Origin of the sequence: Rhodopila sp. (genome assembly GCF_035548095.1) — a bacterium.
Lineage (GTDB): Bacteria > Pseudomonadota > Alphaproteobacteria > Acetobacterales > Acetobacteraceae > Rhodopila.
On record NZ_DASZUV010000005.1, the window covers coordinates 49,970 to 70,376 of the forward strand.

Here is a 20,407-nt window from a genome sequence, read left to right on the forward strand (position 1 = left end):
TTCAGCCGTTCTTATGGCTCTCGTGGCCTCCCTTGCGTCCTGCGGCCGCAGCGCGCTCCGGATCGTTGGCGAAGTTGTTGGGATCGTGCGCCTTTCCGCTACCGACCTGCTGTTGCGATACGCCCCTCTGACCCGCCGCGCTCTTGTTGCGCTCGGCGCCATGCGAGGAATGTTGCCCGGAGTCGGAACCGTGCTCGTTCTTCGTCGCCACTCTGTATCCTCCTGTTTTGCGGATAGCCGATAAGAGAACGACTGAAATCCTTTCCGGTTCATTGGGCTCGATCAGGACACAACAAATTCTCAATCCGGATCGGCAACTCCCGCACGCGCCGGCCGGTGGCGTGGAACACGGCATTGGCGATCGCGCCATTGACACCGACAATGCCGATCTCGCCGATACCCTTGATGCCGAGCGGATTAACGTCTCTGTCATGTTCTGGAAGCATGATCGCCTCAGCCTTGCAAATATCGGCGCTCACAGGGATGTAATATTCAGCGATATTATCATTGACGTAACGCGCAAATCGCTCATCTATCTCCGTCTTCTCCAGCAACGCGGCGCCAAGTCCCCAGATCATGCCGCCAATATACTGGCTGTGCGCGGTGAGCGGGTTGACGATCGTGCCAGATGCAAACGTGCCAAGCATGCGGGGGACACGGATTTCGCAAGTTCGCCTGTGCACTCGGACCTCCACGAATTGCGCGCCGAAAGCATAGGCCGTGACATCTTCACGCCCGATGCCGCGGGAGATCGGCAGCTGCCCTTGATATAGCTTGCCGACCGTATCCTGGTTCAGGCCCTTCGGGATGTTCTCGGCATAGGCTTCCAGCGCTCCGCCGGTCAGGCGCTTGACCGCATCCGCCACCGTCTCATGTGCGCCGTCGCGAGAGAGAAGTTGCCCATTCCCTAGGTTTATGCTGTCAGCCGCGCGGCCGGCGAGCGGGCCATCGTTGCTGGTGATCGCCGCCTGGATCAGTCGACCCCTCAACTCATCGCAAGCTTTGACGATGGCATGGGCGATACTCGCGGTATGGCTTGATCCGGCGGCGAGCGACGCCGGCGGCAGATCCGTATCGCCCATATGGACCATAATCTTTTCGACCGGCAGGCCCAGCCGCTCCGCCGCCGCCATCGCTGCCACCGTATAGGCGCCGGTGCCGATATCGTGTCCCGCTATCTCCACTCGGGCATGGCCTTCGCCGTGCAGGACGACGCGGGCGGTGCAGGTCGCGATGTTGGCCGGATAGGCGGCGCTGGCGCAGCCCCAGCCAATCAACCAGTCACCATCCTTCATCGATCCAGGCACCGGGTCGCGGGCCTGCCATCCGAACCGCGCGGCGCCGACATCGAAACATTCCATCAGATGGCGACTGGAGAAGCGCCGGCCGGTTGCCGGATCGACAGGCGTGTCATTAATGCGACGTAGCTCGATCGGATCCATGCCGAGAGCCGAAGCCAGTTCATCCATCGCTGATTCGAGTGGAAACATATAGGGTGTGTCCGGCGGCGCGCGCATAAAACCCGGCGTATTGCGGTCCGCATGGACGATATTCACTTTGGTTAGAATATTGGGGCAGCCGTACATCCGGGCTGTTGTTTCGGTACCAGATACATTATAGGTACTTGGGCGGCTGGTCACTTCCCAGCCTTTATGCCGCAACGCTGTCAGCTTGCCAGCCCGCGTGGCCCCGATCTGGATATGGTGACGCGTCTCGGCCCGATAGGTAGCGACCGTGAAACCCTGGTCCCGCGTGACAACCAGCTTGATCGGCCGGTTCATGCGCCGCGACGCGATCGCGATCCAAGCCGTCCGGGCGGTCGCGCTTCCCTTCGAGCCAAATGCTCCGCCGATGAATTTCGAGATGACGCGCACCTGCTCCGGAGCGATACCAAGCTGCCTTGCGACATTGGCACGCAAGCCATAGACGAACTGGCTGGGCTCCCAAATCGTGAGCTGACCATCGTTCCAAGCGCATGTCGTCGTGAAAAGCTCGATCGGGTTGTGGTGCTGTGTGGGAGTGCCGTACCAGGCATCGATCCTGATTTCAGCCGCGGCAAACGCGGAGTCGGCGTCGCCAATGTGGAAATCTTCATGTTCGCCTGGTTCACGGATTTCTTCCGTGGTGCCCTTGCTGCCGAAGGTGGCGGCCGGCGCTTCCTTTTCATAATGCACGCGGACACGATAGGCAGCCTCACGGGCACTTTCATACGTGTCGGCCACCACCACACCTATTACCTGGCCGTCATGCCAGATCTGATTGCTTTCGAGGGTGGTCGTGGCCTTGCCACCCGCCTGCTGCACCAGCGGCTTCGCATCGCCGCCAATATTGTCGTGGGTCAGGATATCGAGAACACCGGGCAGGGTACGCGCCTCATGAAGATCGAATCGTTTGATACGACCCTTCGCGATCGCGCTTGTCAGCAGAAAAGCGTAAGCGGGGTTCGGAACTGCCTCGTCCGAGGGATAAAGGGCCTGACCCGTGACTTTGGCACGGCCATCTATGCGAAGGTGGGGGATGCCGAACACGGCAGCATTGGGCGCCAGCTCGTCCATCAACTGATCTCCATCGCTTTCGCTTCGAGCAGCGCGCGTACCAGGGTACGGCGGCCAAGTTCTGGTTTGAAACTATTTTGTCCATGGGTCACGGAGGCGGCGAAGGCTGCTTCGGCAGCCTCTTCAGCGCTGGCTTCGTCAAGGTTGCGACCCGTGAGGATCGCCTCGGCCTCATGCGAGCGCCAAGGCCTTGCCGTGAGGCCGCCGATGCCGATCCGCGCCACCTTCACCACTCCACATGGCGTCAGATCAAGCGCCACGGCGGCGGAGGCGAGAGCAAAATCATAGGAAGCTCGGTCACGTATCTTCAGATAGAGCGAACGGCGCGTCCACGGACCGGCTGGCACATGAAAGGCGGTGATAAGATCCCCGGGCGCGAGCGTCGTCTCGATATGGGGCGTGTCGGCTGGCGGCCGGTGCAGATCCTCGAAGACGAGCCACCTTCTGCTGCCGTCGGTCGCCGCGATCTCCACCTCGGCATCAAGCGCGACAAGGGCATTGGCAAAGTCACCGGGATAGTTGGCGATGCAGTGCTCGCTGACGCCGAGCACCGCGAGCCGCCGGTTCACACCGTCAAGAGCGGCGCAGCCCGAGCCAAGCCTGCGCTTGTTGCACCCGCCCCAGCTGGTGTCGCGGAAGTAGTTGCAGCGTGTCCGCTGTAGGACGTTCCCAGCCAGGCTGGCCATGCTACGGAGTTGCGGACTTGCGGCCATCCACAGCGACTCGGCAATCACCGGGTAGTCCTGCCGGATTCGCGGATGATCCGCGGCGTCCGCCATCCGGACAAGCGCGCCCAGAGTCAGTCCGTGCGAATCGGCGTTGATCTGTCCGTGATCCCGACGGAGCGCATTGATGTTGACGAGGCGCTCGGGCCGCATCACGTCCAGTTTCATAAGGTCGAGGAGTTGCGTGCCGCCGGCCAGATATTGAACACGTCCGTCGCCGGACGGAGTCATTGCCGCTAGCTGAAGCGCCGCGGCTGCATTGGGCGCGTGATCGAGAATGAAAGGACGCATCAGACGTCCTCCGCCGTTGCCTGCATTTTGGCTTTCGCCTGCAGTATCGCCTTCACGATGTTGGGATAAGCAGCGCAGCGGCATAGATTGCCGCTCATGTATTCGCGGATTTCATGCTCGCTGCCAGCATGGCCCTCCGTGACGCAAGCGATCGCGCTAAGGATCTGACCCGGTGTACAGTAGCCGCATTGGAACGCATCGCATTGGAGGAAGGCGTCTTGCATTGGATGCAGCGGCGCTCCTTCGCCGGACAGCCCCTCGATGGTGGTGACCCCACCCTCCACGGCCGCGGCCAACACCAGGCAGGACAACACGCGGCGGCCGTCGATCAGGACGGTGCATGCACCGCATTGACCTTGGTCACAGCCCTTTTTGGTACCAGTCAGTCCGAGCCTTTCCCTCAGCACATCCAGTAAGGCCATGCGAACGTCGATGGTGAGGTGGTGGACACTGCCATTCACCGTGAGGTTTACGTCCATGCCTCTTTCCTCGCAGCGCTGTTCGCAGGCTGGTGGAACCATCGGGCCCCGGGGAATCCCCCGGGGAATCCCAGTGTCGCTATGCCCTCTGATCCACCTTCTGGGGAGCATGAGGCGATCCCGGTACTTGCAGGAACTCCGCCACAGGGATGGGGGTTTCCGGCACAGGCTATGGCCGGCTCCAGGAGCAGCGATGAAGTTGTTGTGAAGGAACACCTGCACCTACCCCGCCCGTTGGACGCCAGTCGCCCAGGGTCTATGTATTGCGTATGAGTGCCAGGAGGAGGCAATGGCTGATCTGAGCGAGAACATGTATCTGGCGAAGAACCTGATTGCCGTTCACGGCCAGCGAGCGATGGCAGTCGCCAGAGAAAGACTCGAAGAAGCACGTATGAGGGGTGACTCATCGGGCATGGTGCGGTGGCAGAATGCCGAGGCCGCAATCGCTGAGTTGCGGCAATCGGATCCCATGCGCCAGATGCCTGCCAGGCACTGAAGCGCAGGTGATCGCCGAGGGTGGTTGGAAGGTGTTTCGGCACCCGCAACCATGAGTGCCGTCACGGCGTTATCACGCGGTCCTGGTCGGAGGATCCAATGAAGGAACTGCGCCGTTTACCGAGGGATCGCGCAAGCGGTTTTTTCAAGGATTGGTCGATACCCCGTCAGCTTGCCGGACAAAGCCCCTTTGCCAAGGCCGCCCAGAGCGAGCAGTCCCGTCGGCTGCGTCCGAGGCTGGAGGACGCTGACACCATAGGAACCAGCATCTGCCCATTTTGTGCTGTCGGATGCGCGCAGCTCGTCTATGCCAAGGATGGCAAACCCATTCATATCGAGGGTGATCCGCGCAGCCCGGTCAATCAGGGGACGCTGTGCCCGAAGGGCGGGGGCACCCTGGGTCTGATGACCAGTCCGCTACGCGTAAACCAGGTCAAGTACCGCGCGCCCTATAGTGATGTATGGGAGGAGAAGCCGCTCGACTGGGCGATGGATCGAATCGCACTGCTAACCAAGCAGGCTCGCGACGAGACTTTTGTCGAAGCCCTCCCGGACGGCACGGTCGCCAACCATACTCTCGGCATCGCCTCGGTCGGTGGCGCCACGATGGACAATGAGGAAAACTACCTCATCAAGAAGCTGCTGGGCGGCGGCCTCGGCGTCGTCGGGATCGAGAACCAGGCCAGAATCTGACATTCCTCGTCGGTGCCCAGTCTGGGTACCTCCTACGGACGCGGCGCTGCCACCATGCAGTTGTGGAGTCTGGCTGATGCCGATTGCATCGTCATCATGGGCTCCAACATGGCGGAGAACCACCCCGTCGGCTTCCGTTTCGTCGTTCAGGCGAAACAACGTGGCGCGACCATCATTCATGTCGACCCGCGCTTCACGCGCACCTCGGCCCTCGCCGATCTTCATGCACCTATTCGCTCCGGTAGCGACATCGCCTTCCTGGGCGGGATCATTCGTTACATCCTGGTGAATGATCTCTGGTTCAAGGAGTGGGCGATGGCGTATACAAATATTGCCGCCTTGATTTCGGAGGATTATCAGGATCCGGAACAGCTTGACGGCCTGTTCTCGGGTTTCGACGAAAAAGGGGGTTCCTACCGGATTGAGACGTGGCAGCCGGCCGGTGAGGAGGAGCCTTCGCCGCTGGCGGAACACCACGCACAGCATCATGCCTCGACGACCGAAACCCTGTTCGGCGCCCGAAGAATGCATGGCCCGCCGGCAGAGGATCGGACATTACGAGACCCTAACTGCGTCTACCAGATCCTGAAGCGCCATTATGAACGCTACACGCCGGAAATGGTGGAGCGCATCACTGGCTGTCCGCGTGAGACCTTCCTGAAGGTGTGCGAAGCACTGACAAAGAACTCGGGACCAGACAAGACCGGATCCTTTTGCTATGCCGTCGGCTGGACGCATCATGAAACAGGTGTCCAGATCATCCGGGCTGCGACGATCATTCAGAGCCTGCTTGGCAATGTCGGCCGGCCGGGCGGCGGCGTGATGGCGTTGCGCGGCCATGTCAGCATTCAGGGGAGTACGGATCTTCCGACTCTCTACAACATGCTGCCAACCTATCTGCCGCAACCCAATGCGACCAAACCTCACCACACACTGAAGGAACTGCTGAAAGCGGAGACGGTGCCGACCGGCTGGTGGCACAATTTCCCGAAATACTTCATCAGCTTGCTGAAGGCTTGGTACGGCGACGCAGCGACCATGCGAAATGACTTCGGCTATTCCTTCATTCCAAAGATGGTCGGCGATCACTCCCAACAACCTTCCACCCTCGCCGCGAGCGATGGCGTCATAAAGGGGATGTTTGTCTTCGGCCAGAACCCTACCGTCGGATCGGTAAACGCCGATCTCGTGGAGCGGAGCTTGTCGAAGCTGGACTGGCTCGTCGTACGCGACAGCTTCGAGACAGAGACTGCCAGTTTTTGGAAGAAGGGGCGTCTGGTGCAGCGCGGGGAGCTGCGGCCGGAAGACATTGGCACAGAGGTCTTCCTGCTACCCGCGTGTGCTCAGGCCGAAAAGGATGGCACCGTCACCAACACCGGCCGGCTTGTGCAATGGCACGACAAGGTCGTCGAAGCGGTGGGTGACAGCCGCTCCGACCTGTGGTTCATCGTGCATCTCGGCATTCGGCTGAAACGGCTCTATGCGGGCAGCCAGGCGAAACGGGATGGTGCGATCCAGGCGTTGACCTGGAATTACCGGCTGCACGGCCAGAAGCAAGAGCCGGATGCGCTGCAGGTACTGCAGGAGATCAATGGCCGTGACCTGACCAGCAACAAGCTGCTCTCCAGCTATCAGGAGTTGAGGGACGACGGGACCACCGCCTGCGGCGGCTGGCTCTATTGCGGTATCACGCCCGATGAAGACCACAACCAGTCCCGCTCCAGAAAACCGGACCCGCCGGATGGGCCAGGTACGCATCTGAATTGGGCGTTCACCTGGCCTTCCAACCGCCGCGAAATGTACAACCGCGCATCTGCCGACCCGGAAGGACGCCCATGGTCGGAGGCAAAGCGTCTGGTCTGGTGGGATGAACGGCAGAGCAGGTGGACCGGTCACGACGTGCCTGATTTCGAGCCCGATAAATCTCCGGATTATCGGCCGGATTGGAGTAAGGATCCGGTGGGCATGGAGGCGCTGAGCGGCATCGATCCCTTCATCATGATCCCGCATGGCAAGAGCATGCTGTTCGTGCCATCCGGATTGAAGGACGGTCCTTTGCCCACGCATTATGAACCGCTGGAAAGCCCCGTTCGCAACATTCTTTACGACCGGCAAAATAACCCGGTGACGAAGATGTGGCCCCGTCCTGGCAATGAGCTTCATGAAACGGCGGACCCGTGCTTCCCTTACGTGTTGACCACCTTCCGGCTGACCGAGCTACATTGCGGCGGGTTGTCCACTCGGGCGATGCCGCATACGGCGGAGTTGCAGCCGGAGGCTTTCGTGGAAATCCCGCCGGAGCTTGCGGCGGAGAAGGAACTGGCGCATCTCGATTGGGTCATCTTGTCCACCTTGCGTGGAGAGATCGAAGTGAAAGCGATGATTACCAATCGTTTGCGTCCGTTTACGATCGATGGGCGAGTCATCTATCAGATCGGGATGCCTTGGGTATTTGGCTACGAAGGTTACGCCCACGGCGACACCGCAAATGTCCTGCTGGCGATCTTCGGTGACGCCAATACCAGTATTCACAGCACCAAGGCGCTGACCTGCAATCTGCGCAAAGGCCGCCTTGCCGGACCTGGAGGTCGGCGCGATGCCTGAGGAGCAGCCCCCTTCCGCGGAGATGGTGCTGCGGCACATCGACGGGTTGCTGCGCCGGAGGCCTGATCGCGAAACACGCGATTTCTCCGCCGCGACACGTTGCTTCACCGCTTATCGGGACCACGTGACCGGCCGGATTCGTGATAAGGGCAGTCCCCCGCTTTCTCTGGAGCGTCTTGCAAAACTCAACGCGGTGCTGAGCGCGCTTTATGCCGTGCATTACCCGATCGGTTCACCGCCGTGGGTGCTGCTGGAGAAAGCGCGCGATAGTTTCGCGGCGTTAGCCGCCGAATTCAGCATGGCGGGCGAAGCATGACAGAGGGGCGGAAAACCATGGAAGGGACCGTCCTGCTGGTGCAGGAAGGGCGCTTCATGCTGGTGACAGAGCACGGTGACTCTCGCCTTTTCATCCTGTCATGGCGCGCTGCCAGTGAGCCGCAGCAACTGTCCGAGATCAATCGCAGGAAAGTGCGCGTGACCTATACGAAGGCGCACGACATCATCGGCCACGTCGCCCATTCGGTGCAGGTGCTCGAGGAGGCCGAAACATGAGCAAGGGGCTGCCACTCAGCAAGCGTGTGCTCGAATATCCCGACTCCCGCCTGCCGCACATGATGCCCGATGAAGCGGAGCTGACGGCGGGAATCCGCGTGGTTTCCGGCAAGTCGTATGGGTTCTTCACCGATACGACCGTGTGCATCGGTTGCAAGGCCTGCGAGGTTGCTTGTAAGGAATGGAACAACCTGCCGGCGGATCATCTTGGCCTGACCGGCAACAGCTATGATAATACCGGTGCGCTCTCAGCCAATACCTGGCGGCATGTAGCCTTCATCGAAAATCTTGCCGATCGGCCGACCGGAATGCCGGCGTTTCAAAGCAACTGGCTGATGATGAGTGATGTCTGCAAGCACTGCCACAATCCCCCGTGCATGGAGGCCTGCCCGACCGGTGCCCTGTTCAAGACCGAGTTCGATACGGTGGTGGTGCAGCAGGATATCTGCAACGGATGCGGCTACTGCGTGCCAGCCTGCCCGTTCGGTGTGGTGGATGTCAGCAAGCTGGACGGCAAGGCCCATAAATGCACCCTGTGTTATGATCGCCTGAAGGGTGGCCTGGAACCCGCCTGCGCCAAGTCCTGTCCGACCGATTCGATCCAGTTTGGCGAAGTTGCCGACTTGCAGGAACGGGCCAGGCGGCGCGTCGAGGAATTGCATGGCCTTGGCGTGACCTCAGCCTATCTTTATGGCACGCCGGGTGGCCCAGGCGCGACCGGTGGTCTCGCCTATCTGAATGCTTTTTTCCTGCTCACGGAAACGCCGGAGACATACAACCTGCCGGAAGCGCCAACCCGGCCGGCCAACCGGGTCGCGGCGAGCCTTGTATCGGGACTTGCGGCAGTGGCCGGGCTGGCGCTCGCGGCATTGGCCCTGTTCGTCCATCCCGATTGAGCGGAGATTCCGTTGACCGCAACACAGCCGCCTTCCGCCACGCCTATTGGTCGAGGGCCGGAGGAGGACCGGACCTATTACGGCCGTCCCGCGCTGAAAGCAGCGCCATTCGAGAAGTGGGTGGTCGGAGGCTATATTTTCCTGGCCGGCCTATCCGGCGCTGCGCAGTTGCTGTCGACAGTGGCCGACCTGGTCGGACGGAAGAAGGACGAAGCGGTCGTTTCGTACGGACGGTGGTTATCGGCCCTGGCCCCCACGGTCGGTTCGGCGCTGCTGATCTACGATCTCAACACGCCTAAGCGCTTCTATAACATGCTGCGGATCCTGAAGCGCACGTCGCCGATGTCGATCGGTACCTGGCTGCTGATGGCGTTCTCTGCGTTCGGCGGCATGACGCTGAGCTGCACTCTATTGGCGGGCCGGCTGCCACGGCTGCGCCGCGTGGCCCGCGTCACGCAAATTCCAGCTGCGGTCGCGGGCGCGGGTTTGAGCACATATACGGCGTCATTGCTCTCCGCGACCAGCACGCCGCTCTGGGCCGCCGCACCGAAGGCGCTTGCCATTCGTTTCGGCAGTTCCTCCGTGGCGGCCGGAGCGGCGGCTCTCTCGCTCGGCGCGCGGCATAGGGGCCGTCATCGCGCTGCGCGCGACCTCGATACGTTGATGGTGGTGGCACTTATGGTGGAAGCGCTGGCGACCGTCGCCTCCGAGAACACGTGCCACAAGAAAAGAATCTCGGTGGGAACGGAGGGCAACGGCTTACAGGCAGCCGCCACCGTCGGGATGTTGCTTCCAGTCGGTCTGCACGCGATTTCGATCGCCACGAGGCGGCGCGACACCCGGCTGCAGCACTGGGCCTCGTGGATAGCGCTGGCCGGCAGCCTGTGTCTCCGTGTCAGCGTTCTGGAAGCCGGCATCGAATCGGCTAATCGTCCACGCGACTATTTCCGCTTCGCCCGGCCGGAGAATCTGCCGCCAGGGACATAATTCAGTGTCGTCGTCGGTGCGGCCGCGTGTTTCAGGGCGATGCCGTACAGAAGGCGGTTGCACGCGACCTCGTGGATAGCCGTCCTCTGGAGAAATTGGGCAACCCGTTCATGCTGGCCTCCGGCATTGCAGGCAGGCGCAGATCAAATCACCGGTGCGGTGTCAGATCCGACCACACAATCGAGGCGCTATTTCTGCCGCCCTGATCCGACACCGGAGACATAGCCTGCCGGCGAGGCCGATGCTATGCACCTGGCCCCATCAGGAGAAACGGTCCATGAGATTATCGCGCCGCGTTTTGCTCGGAGGAGGGACGCTTGCCCTTACGTCCCCTGCCATGCGGCACGCCCGCTCCGCCACCCCCGCGTCCATTCGTATCGGTGTGCTTGATGACCAGTCAGGTCCCTATCGCGATCTCACTGGCCCGACCGGAACCGCCTGCGCGCGGCTCGCGGTCAAAGAATTCACCGATGCCAACCCGTCGATCCCGGTGGATTTGATCGTCGGTGACCACCAACAGAAGCCGGATGTCGCTGCGAGCCTCGTGCGGCAATGGTTCGATCAGGACGGGGTCGATGTGGTGGTGGGCGTCGGCAGCTCTGCTGTCGCCATTGCCTGTAACACCGTTGTTACCGCCAAGGACAAGGTGCATCTCAATACCGGCGCGGCAACCTCCGCGCTCACGGGTCAATATTGCAGCCCCAACCTGGTGCATTGGACGATGGATACCTGGTGCGCCGCTCACACCATGACGATTCCGATTTTGGAACAGGGCGGCGACAGCTGGTTCTTCATCACCGCCGACTACACCTTCGGTAAGACGCTGCAGAACGACGCAACCCGGTTCATCACCGGGGCGGGCGGCAAGGTAGTTGGAAACGCGCTGTTTCCGTTTCCGGGTACCACTGATTTCTCCTCTTACCTGCTGCAGGCGCAGGCAAGCGGCGCCAAGGTGATCGCCTTCGCCAACTCGGGGACCGATTTTCTGAATGCCTATAAGCAAGCGAACGAATTCGGCTTGAACCGCGGCAGCACGATTTTGCTCGCACTAGCCGCCTTTACCACCGATGTGCAAGCGCTCGGCCTGCAAGTGGCGCAGGGCATGACGCTCTACGAAACCTTCTACTGGAATCTCAACGACCGCACCCGCAGCTTCAACCAACGCATGCGCCCCTATCTCCCGTCCAATGTCTTCCCGAATATGGACAACGCCGGGAACTATGGCTCGATCACCCACTATCTCAAGGTGGTGAAGGCAATCGGCGTCGAGCGCGCAAAAGCATCCGGCAGGGACGTCGTTGCCGCCATGAAAGCAATGCCAACGGATGATGATTGCTTCGGCCCTGGGGTCATCCGCGCCGACGGCAGGAAGGTCCACCCTTCCTACCTGCTGCGAGCAAAGAAGCCGGATGAGAGCCACGAACCGGGGGACGTGGTCAACGTGGTCGCCACCGTGCCGGCTGAAAAAGCCTTCCGGCCCATGAGCGAGGGCGACTGTCCGATGATCAAGAGCTAAGGCCGCCGGTCGCCGCCGGTCGATCCATCGGACCGATCCCGGCGGCGTCTCGCCGTTGATCATGAAGGATGGCAAGAACCGGAGTGTTTTGCGGCGCCTTACGAACCTAGAGGTGCCGCCCAGCAGCGCTTCGAGGGCTTTGTGCCGAATACATCCGCCGCCGCCGGCCACGTGGAGACGCCAGAGGCCTGGCTGACCGTTGCCGCAACGTTTGTCGTTGGCTTCGTGGTTTTCGGGATCTCCTATAGCTTCGGCGCTTTCTTCGATCCGATGATGGCCAGTCTCGATGTCAGCCGGGCGTCCGTGTCCACGCTGTCGTCTGTTTGCGGCCTGCTCTTCTATCTCGCAGGGCCGGTCGCCGGTCATCTGGGCGATCGCTTCGGGCCGAGACCGTTGATTGCAGTTGGGGGTTCGACAGGACTGATCAGTGACATCAGAGTTGGCTATCTGACATATGGCACAGGCGTCGCTGGAGGCCTGGCCTGTGCCTATGCACCCAGCCTGGCAAGGTTCACCGCCATCATCCTCCTTTGCGTCGCCCTCGGCTGCGCGGGATCTGCCGTGTTGCTACCGCTCCGTCCAACCTGAAGCCAACGCCTCGGTCGGACGGCCCGGCACCATCTGGCAGCCTGGTTGCCTCCGTTCCATGGCCGCTTTCGGGGCCAGGGAGGCGTCAGAGTGGCGGGACCGGCTTCCCCCGCCACTCCATCACCGCACGCGGTAGAACACGACGCGCTGCTTTTCCTCAGCCTGCAATTTGTTCCTGACTCGAAGCAGATCCTTCCAGCCGATGTATCCCTCAAGACGGGAATCAACCCGTGAGATGACCGGAATCTGCGCGACGTTCATAGCCATCATCCGATCAACAATGGTCTCCAGATATTCATCCGGATAGGCTGTCACGATCTTCCGGTCCGTCAGCAGATCCTTCAAAAGAGACTGGCGGTGCCTGCCGGCACGCCGCCAGCTCAGCACGGTGGGTGGGTTGACGATCCCCAGAACATGGCGATCGCTGTCGACCACGGGGAAACTGGGGTGCGTTGTCGTGGGACTGGCGAGGTAGGCGGCAACCTGATGCAGCGTCATGGTGTCTGGCAGCGTCTGCACCTCCCTTACCATCACTTCTTCGACGCGGGTCAGGGTGAACGGGTCCACCCGATATTCCCGCGCCAGATGATGGCCGCGCCGCGCGACCTTTTCGGTCAGGATGGAGCGTTTCATCAACAGCACCGTCATAAGATGCGCGGTGACGCAAGCAGCGATCAGTGGTAGCAGGACATGGGTATTGCCAGTCAACTCCACGGCGAAGAACGTCGCCGTCAGCGGTGAGCGCATGGTTCCGCCCATGGTCGCGCACATGGCCATCAGGGCCCAGAACCCGGGGCTCGCGGCAGGAAGGACGTGGGCCGCCGCCGCGCCCATGGCGCCACCCATGATGAGCAACGGAGCCAGCACACCGCCGGAGGTTCCGGAACCAAGTGCCACCGCCCAGATGACGGCCTTCACAACCAGCAAAAGAACGGCCGACGGGGGCAGCACATTGCCATGAAGCAGGTTGGCGATGTTGATGTAACCGACGCCGAGCGCACGCGGATCGACAAGGCCGCCGATGCCGACCACCGCGCCGCCGAGCATTGGCCACCACATCCAATGGATGGGCAGCTTCAGGAATCCGTCTTCGCAGGCATAGACAAGGCGGGTCAGCAGGCCGGACAGAAGACCGGCGGCTATCCCGACCAGGATCCAGCAACCCAGCGCCAGAAATGACGTGTCCATACCCCCTTGAAACTCGAACAGGGGGGAGGGCATGTGCAGTGCCGTCCGCTCTACGTCCGCGACAATTGCGGCCACCGCGACCGGAACGAAACTGCGGGGTGTCCACTCGAACAAGAGGAGTTCCACGGCGAGCATAATCGCAGCGATCGGCGTCCCGAAGACCGTCGTCATGCCGGCCGCTGCGCCAGCCACGAGCAACGTCTTTCTTTCGCTGTCGCTCACCGGCAGCAACTGCGCGATCAACGAGCCGATGGCGCCGCCTGTCATGATGATCGGCCCTTCCGCGCCGAACGGTCCACCGGTGCCGATGGCGATGGCTGACGAAAGGGGCTTCAGGATAGCAACCTTCCAATCCAGGCGGCTGCGGCCGAGCAGGATGGCCTCAATGGCTTCGGGGATGCCGTGGCCGCGAATCTTTTCACTGCCGTAGCGGGCGATCAGTCCAACGATGAGACCGCCAATGACCGGCACAACGACTGCGAGCAAGCCAAGCGGTGAGTCACCCAGCTTCAGGCTCTTTAGCGTAAATTCGCCAAAATAGGCCAAGTTGGTGCACAGCGTGATCAGCTTGAGCAGAATAATGCCGCCGATCACCCCGCCTGTCGCAACGACAACGGCAATGGCCGAGATCACGAGGACACGCGGATTGGTTGTGAAGTCACCAAGATGGCGGATGCGATCAGCGAGTGCGTGGCCCGGCGCGGCAGCCGAGCGGGTGAGCGACTTCGTCGTTTGGGTCACGTGCGTCTCGTGTTTGGGTGCGGAGGGTGTATATGTCGTATCACGACATATATTCGCGGGACAAGCGTGTATGCCCCATCTTACGGACGTGGCAGACATTCCGATCGTGGAGCCGCGGGCACGCCCTGATCGGCAGGATGATCGGACGCTCTCCGAGTTTCGGTACCCTGATCCGCTGCTTCTTGGAATTCAGCAGAGTGGCGGCCAACCGTATCGGGTTGCTGTTCCGTCAGCATCAGGCGTTGCTTGCGATCAAGGGGTTCCTGGTCGACCGCAGTCCGACCTTGGGAGGCTGGCCGAGCGTCTGAAGATCCGGCACCACAGCGCTGTGGAATTGGCGGACGGTTTGGCCGAGGCCGGGCTGATCGAGCGACGCCACGATCCAGAGGCTCTGGCGCCGTGTACTATTGCTCCGCAATGGTCACCAGACGCGGCTGCCAGTCCTCTTTCATACGGTAGGTTAGAATGGTGCAACAACATGGCCTCCTGCGTGCCTCTGGGCCGTTTTAATACTTCCCTGGCCGCCGCAGTATTGTTGCTTGTATGCTATCTCCAAAAGGGCAGTCATGGGCAGAGCATAGGTGGTGATCCTATTGTCAGACCAACGGACTATAATCCACCCACGAAGCCGCGACACCATAATCCAAAGGCTGCAGTGCCATCAGCGCGGACGCATGGTGAAAACATATGCCGAACTGCGCTACGAGGAGTTTTCTATGAAGGCGCAGAAGTTGAAGGATAAAAAGCCCTCAAGAAGAACATCGTTGGGAGACACCATGGCGAGGATCTTTCTGACGGAAATGGAGGCTGCCGAGGCCTATTATGTGCTGCATCCATCGCAGCACATCCGATCAACCAATAGTGCCCAGATCAGCACGGATATAACGGTGCCCAAGGCTAGTCTCTGTATCCTCAATATTCTTCAGTCCGTTGGCTGATCAGATAAGAACTAGTCATTTCTGAAGACCGATCCAAGTCCATGAGGTCGCCCAGGCTCCGGCCGATGACATCGATCGTATGCTCACGTTCTTGCCGCAGACGGGTATCATCGATGCGGATGCCTGTGATCCCGTCACCAGATTCTGTCAGATCCTCCGGCGGAGTCTCCTCGCCGAAGAGCAGATCTACGCAGCAGTGGAGCAGGATAGACCGGTTATATCCATCCCCCACGATGACGTGCCGACCTGGGTGATCCCGGTTGCGACCCAGCCAGTTGTCATATCTATATCGTAACTTTCAGCAAGATCGACGGTTGTGGTGGGTGTGGTGGAATCCCACCACGCCTACCCGTTCTTTTTGCATAGAGACCGACCAAGTTTCGGATATATATCACTCTAGCAGCCTGTCGGATTGAGGTACCCCAATCCATGCTGATTGGATGGAATCGGGCATGTCGAACTTCGTGCCGTTCAACCGTGACCAGTGTTTTCCGCTGCCGCCCGATCTCAAGGATTGGCTGCCGGCGGACGATGTCGCGCACTTCATCGTCGCTGCGGTGATCAGGCGCATCGACCCACTGGTGGCGATCGGGCGCACTCAACCGCACAGACCTTACGACGTTCACCCCCACCACCGGTCAGGCCGTTACGATCGATTATCGAACCCTGGCGGATCGCAGTGAAAGCCAGGCTGGAGACCGAAGATGGCCGCAAGCGGTACACAAAGCGAAAATAGAGTGTCGAGCCGGTGTTCGGGATCATCAAAAGCGCCATCGGCTTCACCCGCTTCCACCTGCCCGGCCTCGCCAATGTCGCGCACGGGTGAACCCTGATCACCCCCGCTTATAGCTGCAGCCGGCTCAATCGCCCGCAGGCCACCTGACTTCGTTCACAAAGCCACACTTCCACCCGTCGTCGCCAACACCGATCCGACAGCCTGCTGGGGTTGTCACGACACCGGCAACGGCTCCCGCTCCGGCAGCGGGTGACCGAGATATTCAGGCAGCACCTCGTCCGGTGAGCCGTCGGCTCGGACGCGTCCCTGCTCCATCCACAGCACGCGGGTACACCAGTCGCGGATGATGGCGTCCTGGTGGCTGGACAGCACGAGGATGTCGGCGCCACGCACCATTTCCTCCAGGCGCGTCCTGGCCTTTTCCATGAAGTCTGCATCGCCCGCCAGGAACCATTCGTCCATCAGCAGGATCTGCGGCCGCACCGCGGTGGCCAGCGCAAACCCCAGCCGCAGCACCATGCCCGAGGAGTAGATCCGCATCGGCAGGTCCATGAAATCGGCCAGGCCGGCGAAGTCGGCGACATCCTCTTCCAACCGGGCGATTTCGGGCTTTGTGAGGCCGTTATACAGGCCGCGCAGCAGAATGTTCTCCCGCCCCGTCAGCTCCATGTTCATCCCCAGGCTGGGGTCCAGCAGCGCGTTGAGGCTGCCGGAGATGCGCACGCGGCCGGCGACCGGCTCATAGATGCCGGCCAGCACGCGCAGCAGCGTGGTCTTGCCGGCGCCGTTGCGTCCGACCAGGCCCAACCGGTCGCCGCTGGCAATGGAAACCGTCACATCCTGCAGGGCGCGCACGACGACGCGCTTCTGCTGGTCCTGCCCCAGCCGGCCGGACGCGGCGGCGAACATGGTCTTTTTCAGGCTGCGCGCGCTGCCATGGTACAATGGGAACCAGACCGAGATATTCTCGACGTCGATGCGGCCTGACACGCTCCGCCCCCTAGATCCAGAAGCTGACACGGCTGCGCGCGCGCACGAAGAAGGCCCAGGAGATGACGCACAGCACCAGGCTGTAGACGATCGTCGCGGCCCAGACCCGTAGCGCGATCGGCTGGCCCAGCAGCGGCGCGCGGACGATTTCCAGCAGGCAGTAGAACGGGTTCAGGAACAGCTTCGCCGCGCCCGCGCCCAGCTGCTCCGGCTTCCAGATCACCGGGGAGACGAAGAAGGCGATCTGCATGATGCTGTTGACGATCGGCTGGATGTCGCGGAAACGGGCGCAGAAGGCGCCCAGCAGCAGGGTCAGCGCCAAAGCGTCGATCACCCAAACCGCCAGGCCGGGCAGCGCCAGCAGCGCATCCGCGCCTGGCCAGATCAGAAAATAGGCGAACACCAGCACGATGACGACGATGTTGTGCGCCAGGGTGATCAGATTGCGGATCAGCGTGCGGATGGAAAACACGAAGAGCGGCATGCGCACGGAGCGAATCACCGTCTCGGCCTCGGTGAACGTGGTGCAGGCTTCCGAGACCAGTGCGGCCAGAAACCCCCACAATACCTGCGACAGAGCCAGGAACGGCAGGTAGCTTTCCAGGTCCATCTTGAACAGCTTGGAATAAAGCACCCCCAGCGCGCCAACCATCACGCCGGTGGAGATGGTCAGCCAGAACGGCCCCAGGGCAGAACCGCGATAACGCAGGCGCACATCCAGCCAACCCAAGGTCAGGGCCAGGCGCCAGAGCGCGAGCCCCTTGCGGATGTCGTCGACCGCGTGGCGGTTGCGTGACCGCAGCGTCATCTCGGCCGTCAGGTCGAGCGCGGCGTCAGCCTGAACCCGCGGGATATCCGGCGGCGTGGCGGTGGCGGCGATGGTCATGGCGCGGTGCCGATACTCGATTCGCCAGGGCCAGACAACACAGACGGACGACAAGCCGGCGGCCCGACGCCGGCCATCCCGCGCGCGCCAGCGCGCACGCGCCGGGATGGTCGAAATTAGGCCGACATGACTTGATTGAAAGATGGATGTGCTGTAGGGGCTTATCCGAGGTTCTTGAGTCCCTGCTTTAACGTCGGCCCCGCGGTCGCCGTAACAGGACTTTTGTTTCGCGACGCGGAGAAATACCAAGCATGAGTGGGTCCCATCGCGCTACCCTCGGCCGTCAGTTTTGTGTCGCCGGAGCGCTTGCAGTCCTCGCCTTTCTCTCCGCCTGTAGCGATCCGGCAACACAGAGTGCTGTGAAGGAGGCGCAGTTCTATGCCTCCCACGCCAAGGGCAATTATACGCCGCCCGGCCCGCCGGAAGACCCGTGGGGACCGTATATCCGCGAGGCCTCGGCCAAATACGACGTGCCGGAAGTCTGGATTCGCTCCCTGATGCGGCAGGAATCGGGCGGCAAGCTGTATGTGAATGGCGGCCTCGTCACCTCGCCGGTCGGCGCGATGGGCCTGATGCAGGTGATGCCGGCGACCTATGACGGGCTGCGCGAGCGCTACGCCCTGGGCGACGATCCTTACGACCCGCACGACAATATCATGGCCGGCACCGCGTACATGCGGGAGATGTACGACATCTACGGCACGCCCGGCTTCCTGGCCGCCTACAATGCCGGTCCGGCCCGGCTGGACGACTACCTGAATAATGTGCGCGGCCTGCCGAATGAGACGCGGCGCTATGTCGCCTCGATCGCGCCGAACATCCAGGGCATCTATCCGAACAACCGTTCCGCGGCGGACGAGCTGGCGCTGTATGACGTGCCGACCGATATTCCTGCCGGGCTGCGCTACGGCCGGACGTCGGTGTTCGCCAGCAACTCCAACCGCGGCAAGACACCGAAGCGGATGCCGGTGGAGGTCGCGGCGATGCCGGAACCGCCGCGCTATGGCCGCGGCAAGGCGCAAAGCTACGCGATGGTGGTGCCGCCGCCGTCCGCCCCGCCGCCGCCGGGTGTCTCCAAGGCCGGCTTCCACTTCATCGCGCCGGCCAATGCCGCAGATGCGGCGCCGTCCCGCCGCGGGGGTTCGGCCAAAGGCGAATGGGCGATCCAGGTGGGCGCCTATGGCAGCCAGGCGATGGCGCATAGCGCGCTGAGCACCGCGCGGGAGCATGCCCATGGAGAACTGTCCGCGGCCCACGCCTATGTCGGCAATGTCAAGCAAGGCAAGGCTACGCTGTATCGCGCTCGGATGACAGGCATGTCGCGTGAGAGCGCAGTGCAGGCCTGCGAGAAGATCCAACGCGGCAAGGGAAGCTGCATCGTGTTATCACCCGAGGCACAGTCGTAACGCCGACTCCGCCTCGAACGACATGGCGCCCGACCGCCCGGCACCGCCGGTCAGAAGGTATCGAACAGCGATTTCAAGTCAAAAAGGCCGCTGAGGCATGGCAGGGTCAGGTTGGCCCTGCCACCCTTCAAGGGCGGCCTTGCGGCATCGCCCTTTTCCGTGGATCAGAGTGGCGGCAGCGGCGGCGTCTCCCCTTCAGGGAGCTGCACCTGGGCGACGTTCAGCACCATCGACACCAGGCTGTAGTAGCCGACGGCGCCGACCAGATCCATCACGCCGCGTTCCCCGAACCGGTCCAGCAGGGGCCGGTATTTCTCATCCGGCACCTGTCCGGTGGACAGCAACTCGGTGACGAATTCATAGATCAGGGTTTCATCCCCGCTCATGTCAGCAGGCCGGCGACCGACGGCGATTGCATCAAGGATGGCCGGGTTCAGCCCGGCTTCGATGCCCAGGCGGCGATGGGCGTAGAATTCATACTGCGCACCCCATTTGCGGCCGGCCATGCAGATCGCCAGCTCATTCAACGGGGCGGGGATCGAAGAGCCGAAACGGACATAGGCTCCGACCCGCTGCACAAGATCACACAGCTGCGGGCTGCGCAGCAGGGCGTTGAACGGACCGCGCAGCCCGGCTCCGCGCGGGCCGGACTGAATGGCCTCGGCGACGGCGCGCTGCTCCTCATTCATGGTGTCGGGGGTCAGCGTGGGAAAGCGTGTCTCGGACATGCGCGTGCGTTTCCTTCTGGCGGCAAGGCGGATACCGGGTTGTTCCGCTCCGCGCGGATGATAGCGGGGCGGGCGCGCGGCGTCATGGGTTGGCCGGCGGGCCGAGCGAGGAGGCGGGACGGAGACCACGACCGATGGGCGCGCGCGATTCCGCTTTCGTACCAATTTCCGCCCATTGATGGCGCCGCGATCTTCCGGGCGATTAACATGCAGCTGCGATGGCCAGTCGCGGTGACGCGACAGCCAGGCCCGGGCGATGCTGTCCGCACGACATCGTGGCGGATCTGCCTGACAGGCTGGTGCCGCTTTGGTGTGACACGTACGCGGAAACCAATCCTTCGGCGGAACTGGTGGAAGTTCCGCTGACGCAGCCGGGGGGCCGACCTTCAGCTATCTTTTTGATTTGACACTAG

Annotated in this window: 20 protein-coding genes; 12 read left to right on the forward strand and 8 right to left on the reverse strand. The window is 61.9% G+C overall.

Translation table 11 applies throughout. The features are described 5' to 3' along the window. Nucleotide 1: 1 nt before the first annotated feature. Genes VHC04_RS06275 through VHC04_RS06290 form a run of 4 tightly spaced genes read right to left on the reverse strand, consistent with a single transcriptional unit; the run spans nt 2 to nt 4,050 of the window. Nucleotides 2-211 (reverse strand): KGG domain-containing protein, encoded by a 210-nt coding sequence (locus VHC04_RS06275; protein ID WP_325679152.1) that lies wholly within the window; start codon nt 209-211, stop codon nt 2-4. A 58-nt stretch (nt 212-269) separates the two neighbouring features. Then, nucleotides 270-2,555, reverse strand: coding sequence for a xanthine dehydrogenase family protein molybdopterin-binding subunit (locus VHC04_RS06280; RefSeq protein WP_325679154.1), 2,286 nt, complete (start codon nt 2,553-2,555; stop codon nt 270-272). After that, nucleotides 2,555-3,655: an FAD binding domain-containing protein gene (locus VHC04_RS06285; protein ID WP_325679156.1), complete on the reverse strand. Its 1,101-nt coding sequence runs from the start codon at nt 3,653-3,655 to the stop codon at nt 2,555-2,557. The genes VHC04_RS06280 and VHC04_RS06285 overlap by 1 nt, the downstream gene beginning before the upstream one ends. Continuing rightward, nucleotides 3,571-4,050: a (2Fe-2S)-binding protein gene (locus VHC04_RS06290; protein ID WP_325679158.1), complete on the reverse strand. Its 480-nt coding sequence runs from the start codon at nt 4,048-4,050 to the stop codon at nt 3,571-3,573. Before VHC04_RS06290 ends, VHC04_RS06285 begins: the two co-directional genes overlap by 85 nt. Nucleotides 4,051-4,339: 289 nt before the next feature. Here VHC04_RS06290 and VHC04_RS06295 point away from each other — a divergent pair, with 289 nt between their 5' ends. From VHC04_RS06295 to VHC04_RS06330, 8 genes are all read left to right on the forward strand, one after another. Beyond that, entirely contained in the window at nt 4,340-4,546 is a 207-nt protein-coding gene (locus tag VHC04_RS06295; protein ID WP_325679160.1) for a hypothetical protein, read from the forward strand. 98 nt (nt 4,547-4,644) lie between these two features. Beyond that, nucleotides 4,645-7,842 (forward strand): formate dehydrogenase, encoded by a 3,198-nt coding sequence (gene fdh, locus VHC04_RS06300; RefSeq protein ID WP_325679162.1) that lies wholly within the window; start codon nt 4,645-4,647, stop codon nt 7,840-7,842. Then, a complete protein-coding gene (locus VHC04_RS06305; protein ID WP_325679164.1) occupies nt 7,835-8,158 on the forward strand; it encodes a hypothetical protein in 324 nt (107 codons plus the stop codon). The genes fdh and VHC04_RS06305 overlap by 8 nt, the downstream gene beginning before the upstream one ends. Nucleotides 8,159-8,175: 17 nt before the next feature. Further along, the gene (locus VHC04_RS06310) at nt 8,176-8,394 is read left to right on the forward strand and encodes a hypothetical protein (protein WP_325679166.1); all 219 of its coding nucleotides are present in this window, start codon (nt 8,176-8,178) and stop codon (nt 8,392-8,394) included. Continuing rightward, a complete protein-coding gene (locus VHC04_RS06315; RefSeq protein ID WP_325679168.1) occupies nt 8,391-9,290 on the forward strand; it encodes a 4Fe-4S dicluster domain-containing protein in 900 nt (299 codons plus the stop codon). Before VHC04_RS06310 ends, VHC04_RS06315 begins: the two co-directional genes overlap by 4 nt. A 12-nt stretch (nt 9,291-9,302) precedes the next feature. Beyond that, nucleotides 9,303-10,277: an NrfD/PsrC family molybdoenzyme membrane anchor subunit gene (nrfD, locus tag VHC04_RS06320; protein ID WP_325679170.1), complete on the forward strand. Its 975-nt coding sequence runs from the start codon at nt 9,303-9,305 to the stop codon at nt 10,275-10,277. A gap of 277 nt (nt 10,278-10,554) precedes the next feature. After that, the gene (locus VHC04_RS06325; RefSeq protein WP_325679172.1) at nt 10,555-11,793 is read left to right on the forward strand and encodes an ABC transporter substrate-binding protein; all 1,239 of its coding nucleotides are present in this window, start codon (nt 10,555-10,557) and stop codon (nt 11,791-11,793) included. Nucleotides 11,794-11,934: 141 nt separating this feature from the next. Further along, entirely contained in the window at nt 11,935-12,381 is a 447-nt protein-coding gene (locus VHC04_RS06330) for an MFS transporter (protein WP_325679174.1), read from the forward strand. 120 nt (nt 12,382-12,501) lie between these two features. Here VHC04_RS06330 and VHC04_RS06335 read toward each other — a convergent pair whose 3' ends face one another. Beyond that, the gene (locus VHC04_RS06335; RefSeq protein ID WP_325679177.1) at nt 12,502-14,310 is read right to left on the reverse strand and encodes a chloride channel protein; all 1,809 of its coding nucleotides are present in this window, start codon (nt 14,308-14,310) and stop codon (nt 12,502-12,504) included. A gap of 182 nt (nt 14,311-14,492) precedes the next feature. Here VHC04_RS06335 and VHC04_RS06340 point away from each other — a divergent pair, with 182 nt between their 5' ends. The 3 genes from VHC04_RS06340 (at nt 14,493) to VHC04_RS06350 (ending at nt 15,931) form a co-directional block, all read left to right on the forward strand. Next, nucleotides 14,493-14,618 carry a hypothetical protein gene (locus tag VHC04_RS06340; protein WP_325679179.1) on the forward strand — a complete coding sequence of 42 codons (126 nt, stop codon included), beginning with the start codon at nt 14,493-14,495 and terminating at the stop codon, nt 14,616-14,618. Between the two features lie 366 nt (nt 14,619-14,984). Further along, nucleotides 14,985-15,248 (forward strand): hypothetical protein, encoded by a 264-nt coding sequence (locus tag VHC04_RS06345; protein ID WP_325679181.1) that lies wholly within the window; start codon nt 14,985-14,987, stop codon nt 15,246-15,248. A gap of 452 nt (nt 15,249-15,700) precedes the next feature. Further along, a complete protein-coding gene (locus VHC04_RS06350; protein WP_325679183.1) occupies nt 15,701-15,931 on the forward strand; it encodes a hypothetical protein in 231 nt (76 codons plus the stop codon). A 266-nt stretch (nt 15,932-16,197) separates the two neighbouring features. Here the strand turns inward: VHC04_RS06350 and VHC04_RS06355 are convergent, their stop codons facing one another. After that, a complete protein-coding gene (locus VHC04_RS06355; protein ID WP_325679185.1) occupies nt 16,198-16,974 on the reverse strand; it encodes an ABC transporter ATP-binding protein in 777 nt (258 codons plus the stop codon). 10 nt (nt 16,975-16,984) lie between these two features. Then, nucleotides 16,985-17,860 (reverse strand): ABC transporter permease, encoded by an 876-nt coding sequence (locus tag VHC04_RS06360; RefSeq protein WP_325679187.1) that lies wholly within the window; start codon nt 17,858-17,860, stop codon nt 16,985-16,987. A 251-nt stretch (nt 17,861-18,111) separates the two neighbouring features. On the opposite strand from VHC04_RS06360, the gene VHC04_RS06365 reads away from it, so the two are divergent. Then, nucleotides 18,112-19,266 carry a lytic transglycosylase domain-containing protein gene (locus tag VHC04_RS06365; RefSeq protein WP_325679189.1) on the forward strand — a complete coding sequence of 385 codons (1,155 nt, stop codon included), beginning with the start codon at nt 18,112-18,114 and terminating at the stop codon, nt 19,264-19,266. Between the two features lie 164 nt (nt 19,267-19,430). Here the strand turns inward: VHC04_RS06365 and VHC04_RS06370 are convergent, their stop codons facing one another. Further along, nucleotides 19,431-19,994: a carboxymuconolactone decarboxylase family protein gene (locus VHC04_RS06370; protein WP_325679191.1), complete on the reverse strand. Its 564-nt coding sequence runs from the start codon at nt 19,992-19,994 to the stop codon at nt 19,431-19,433. Nucleotides 19,995-20,407: the final 413 nt, after the last annotated feature.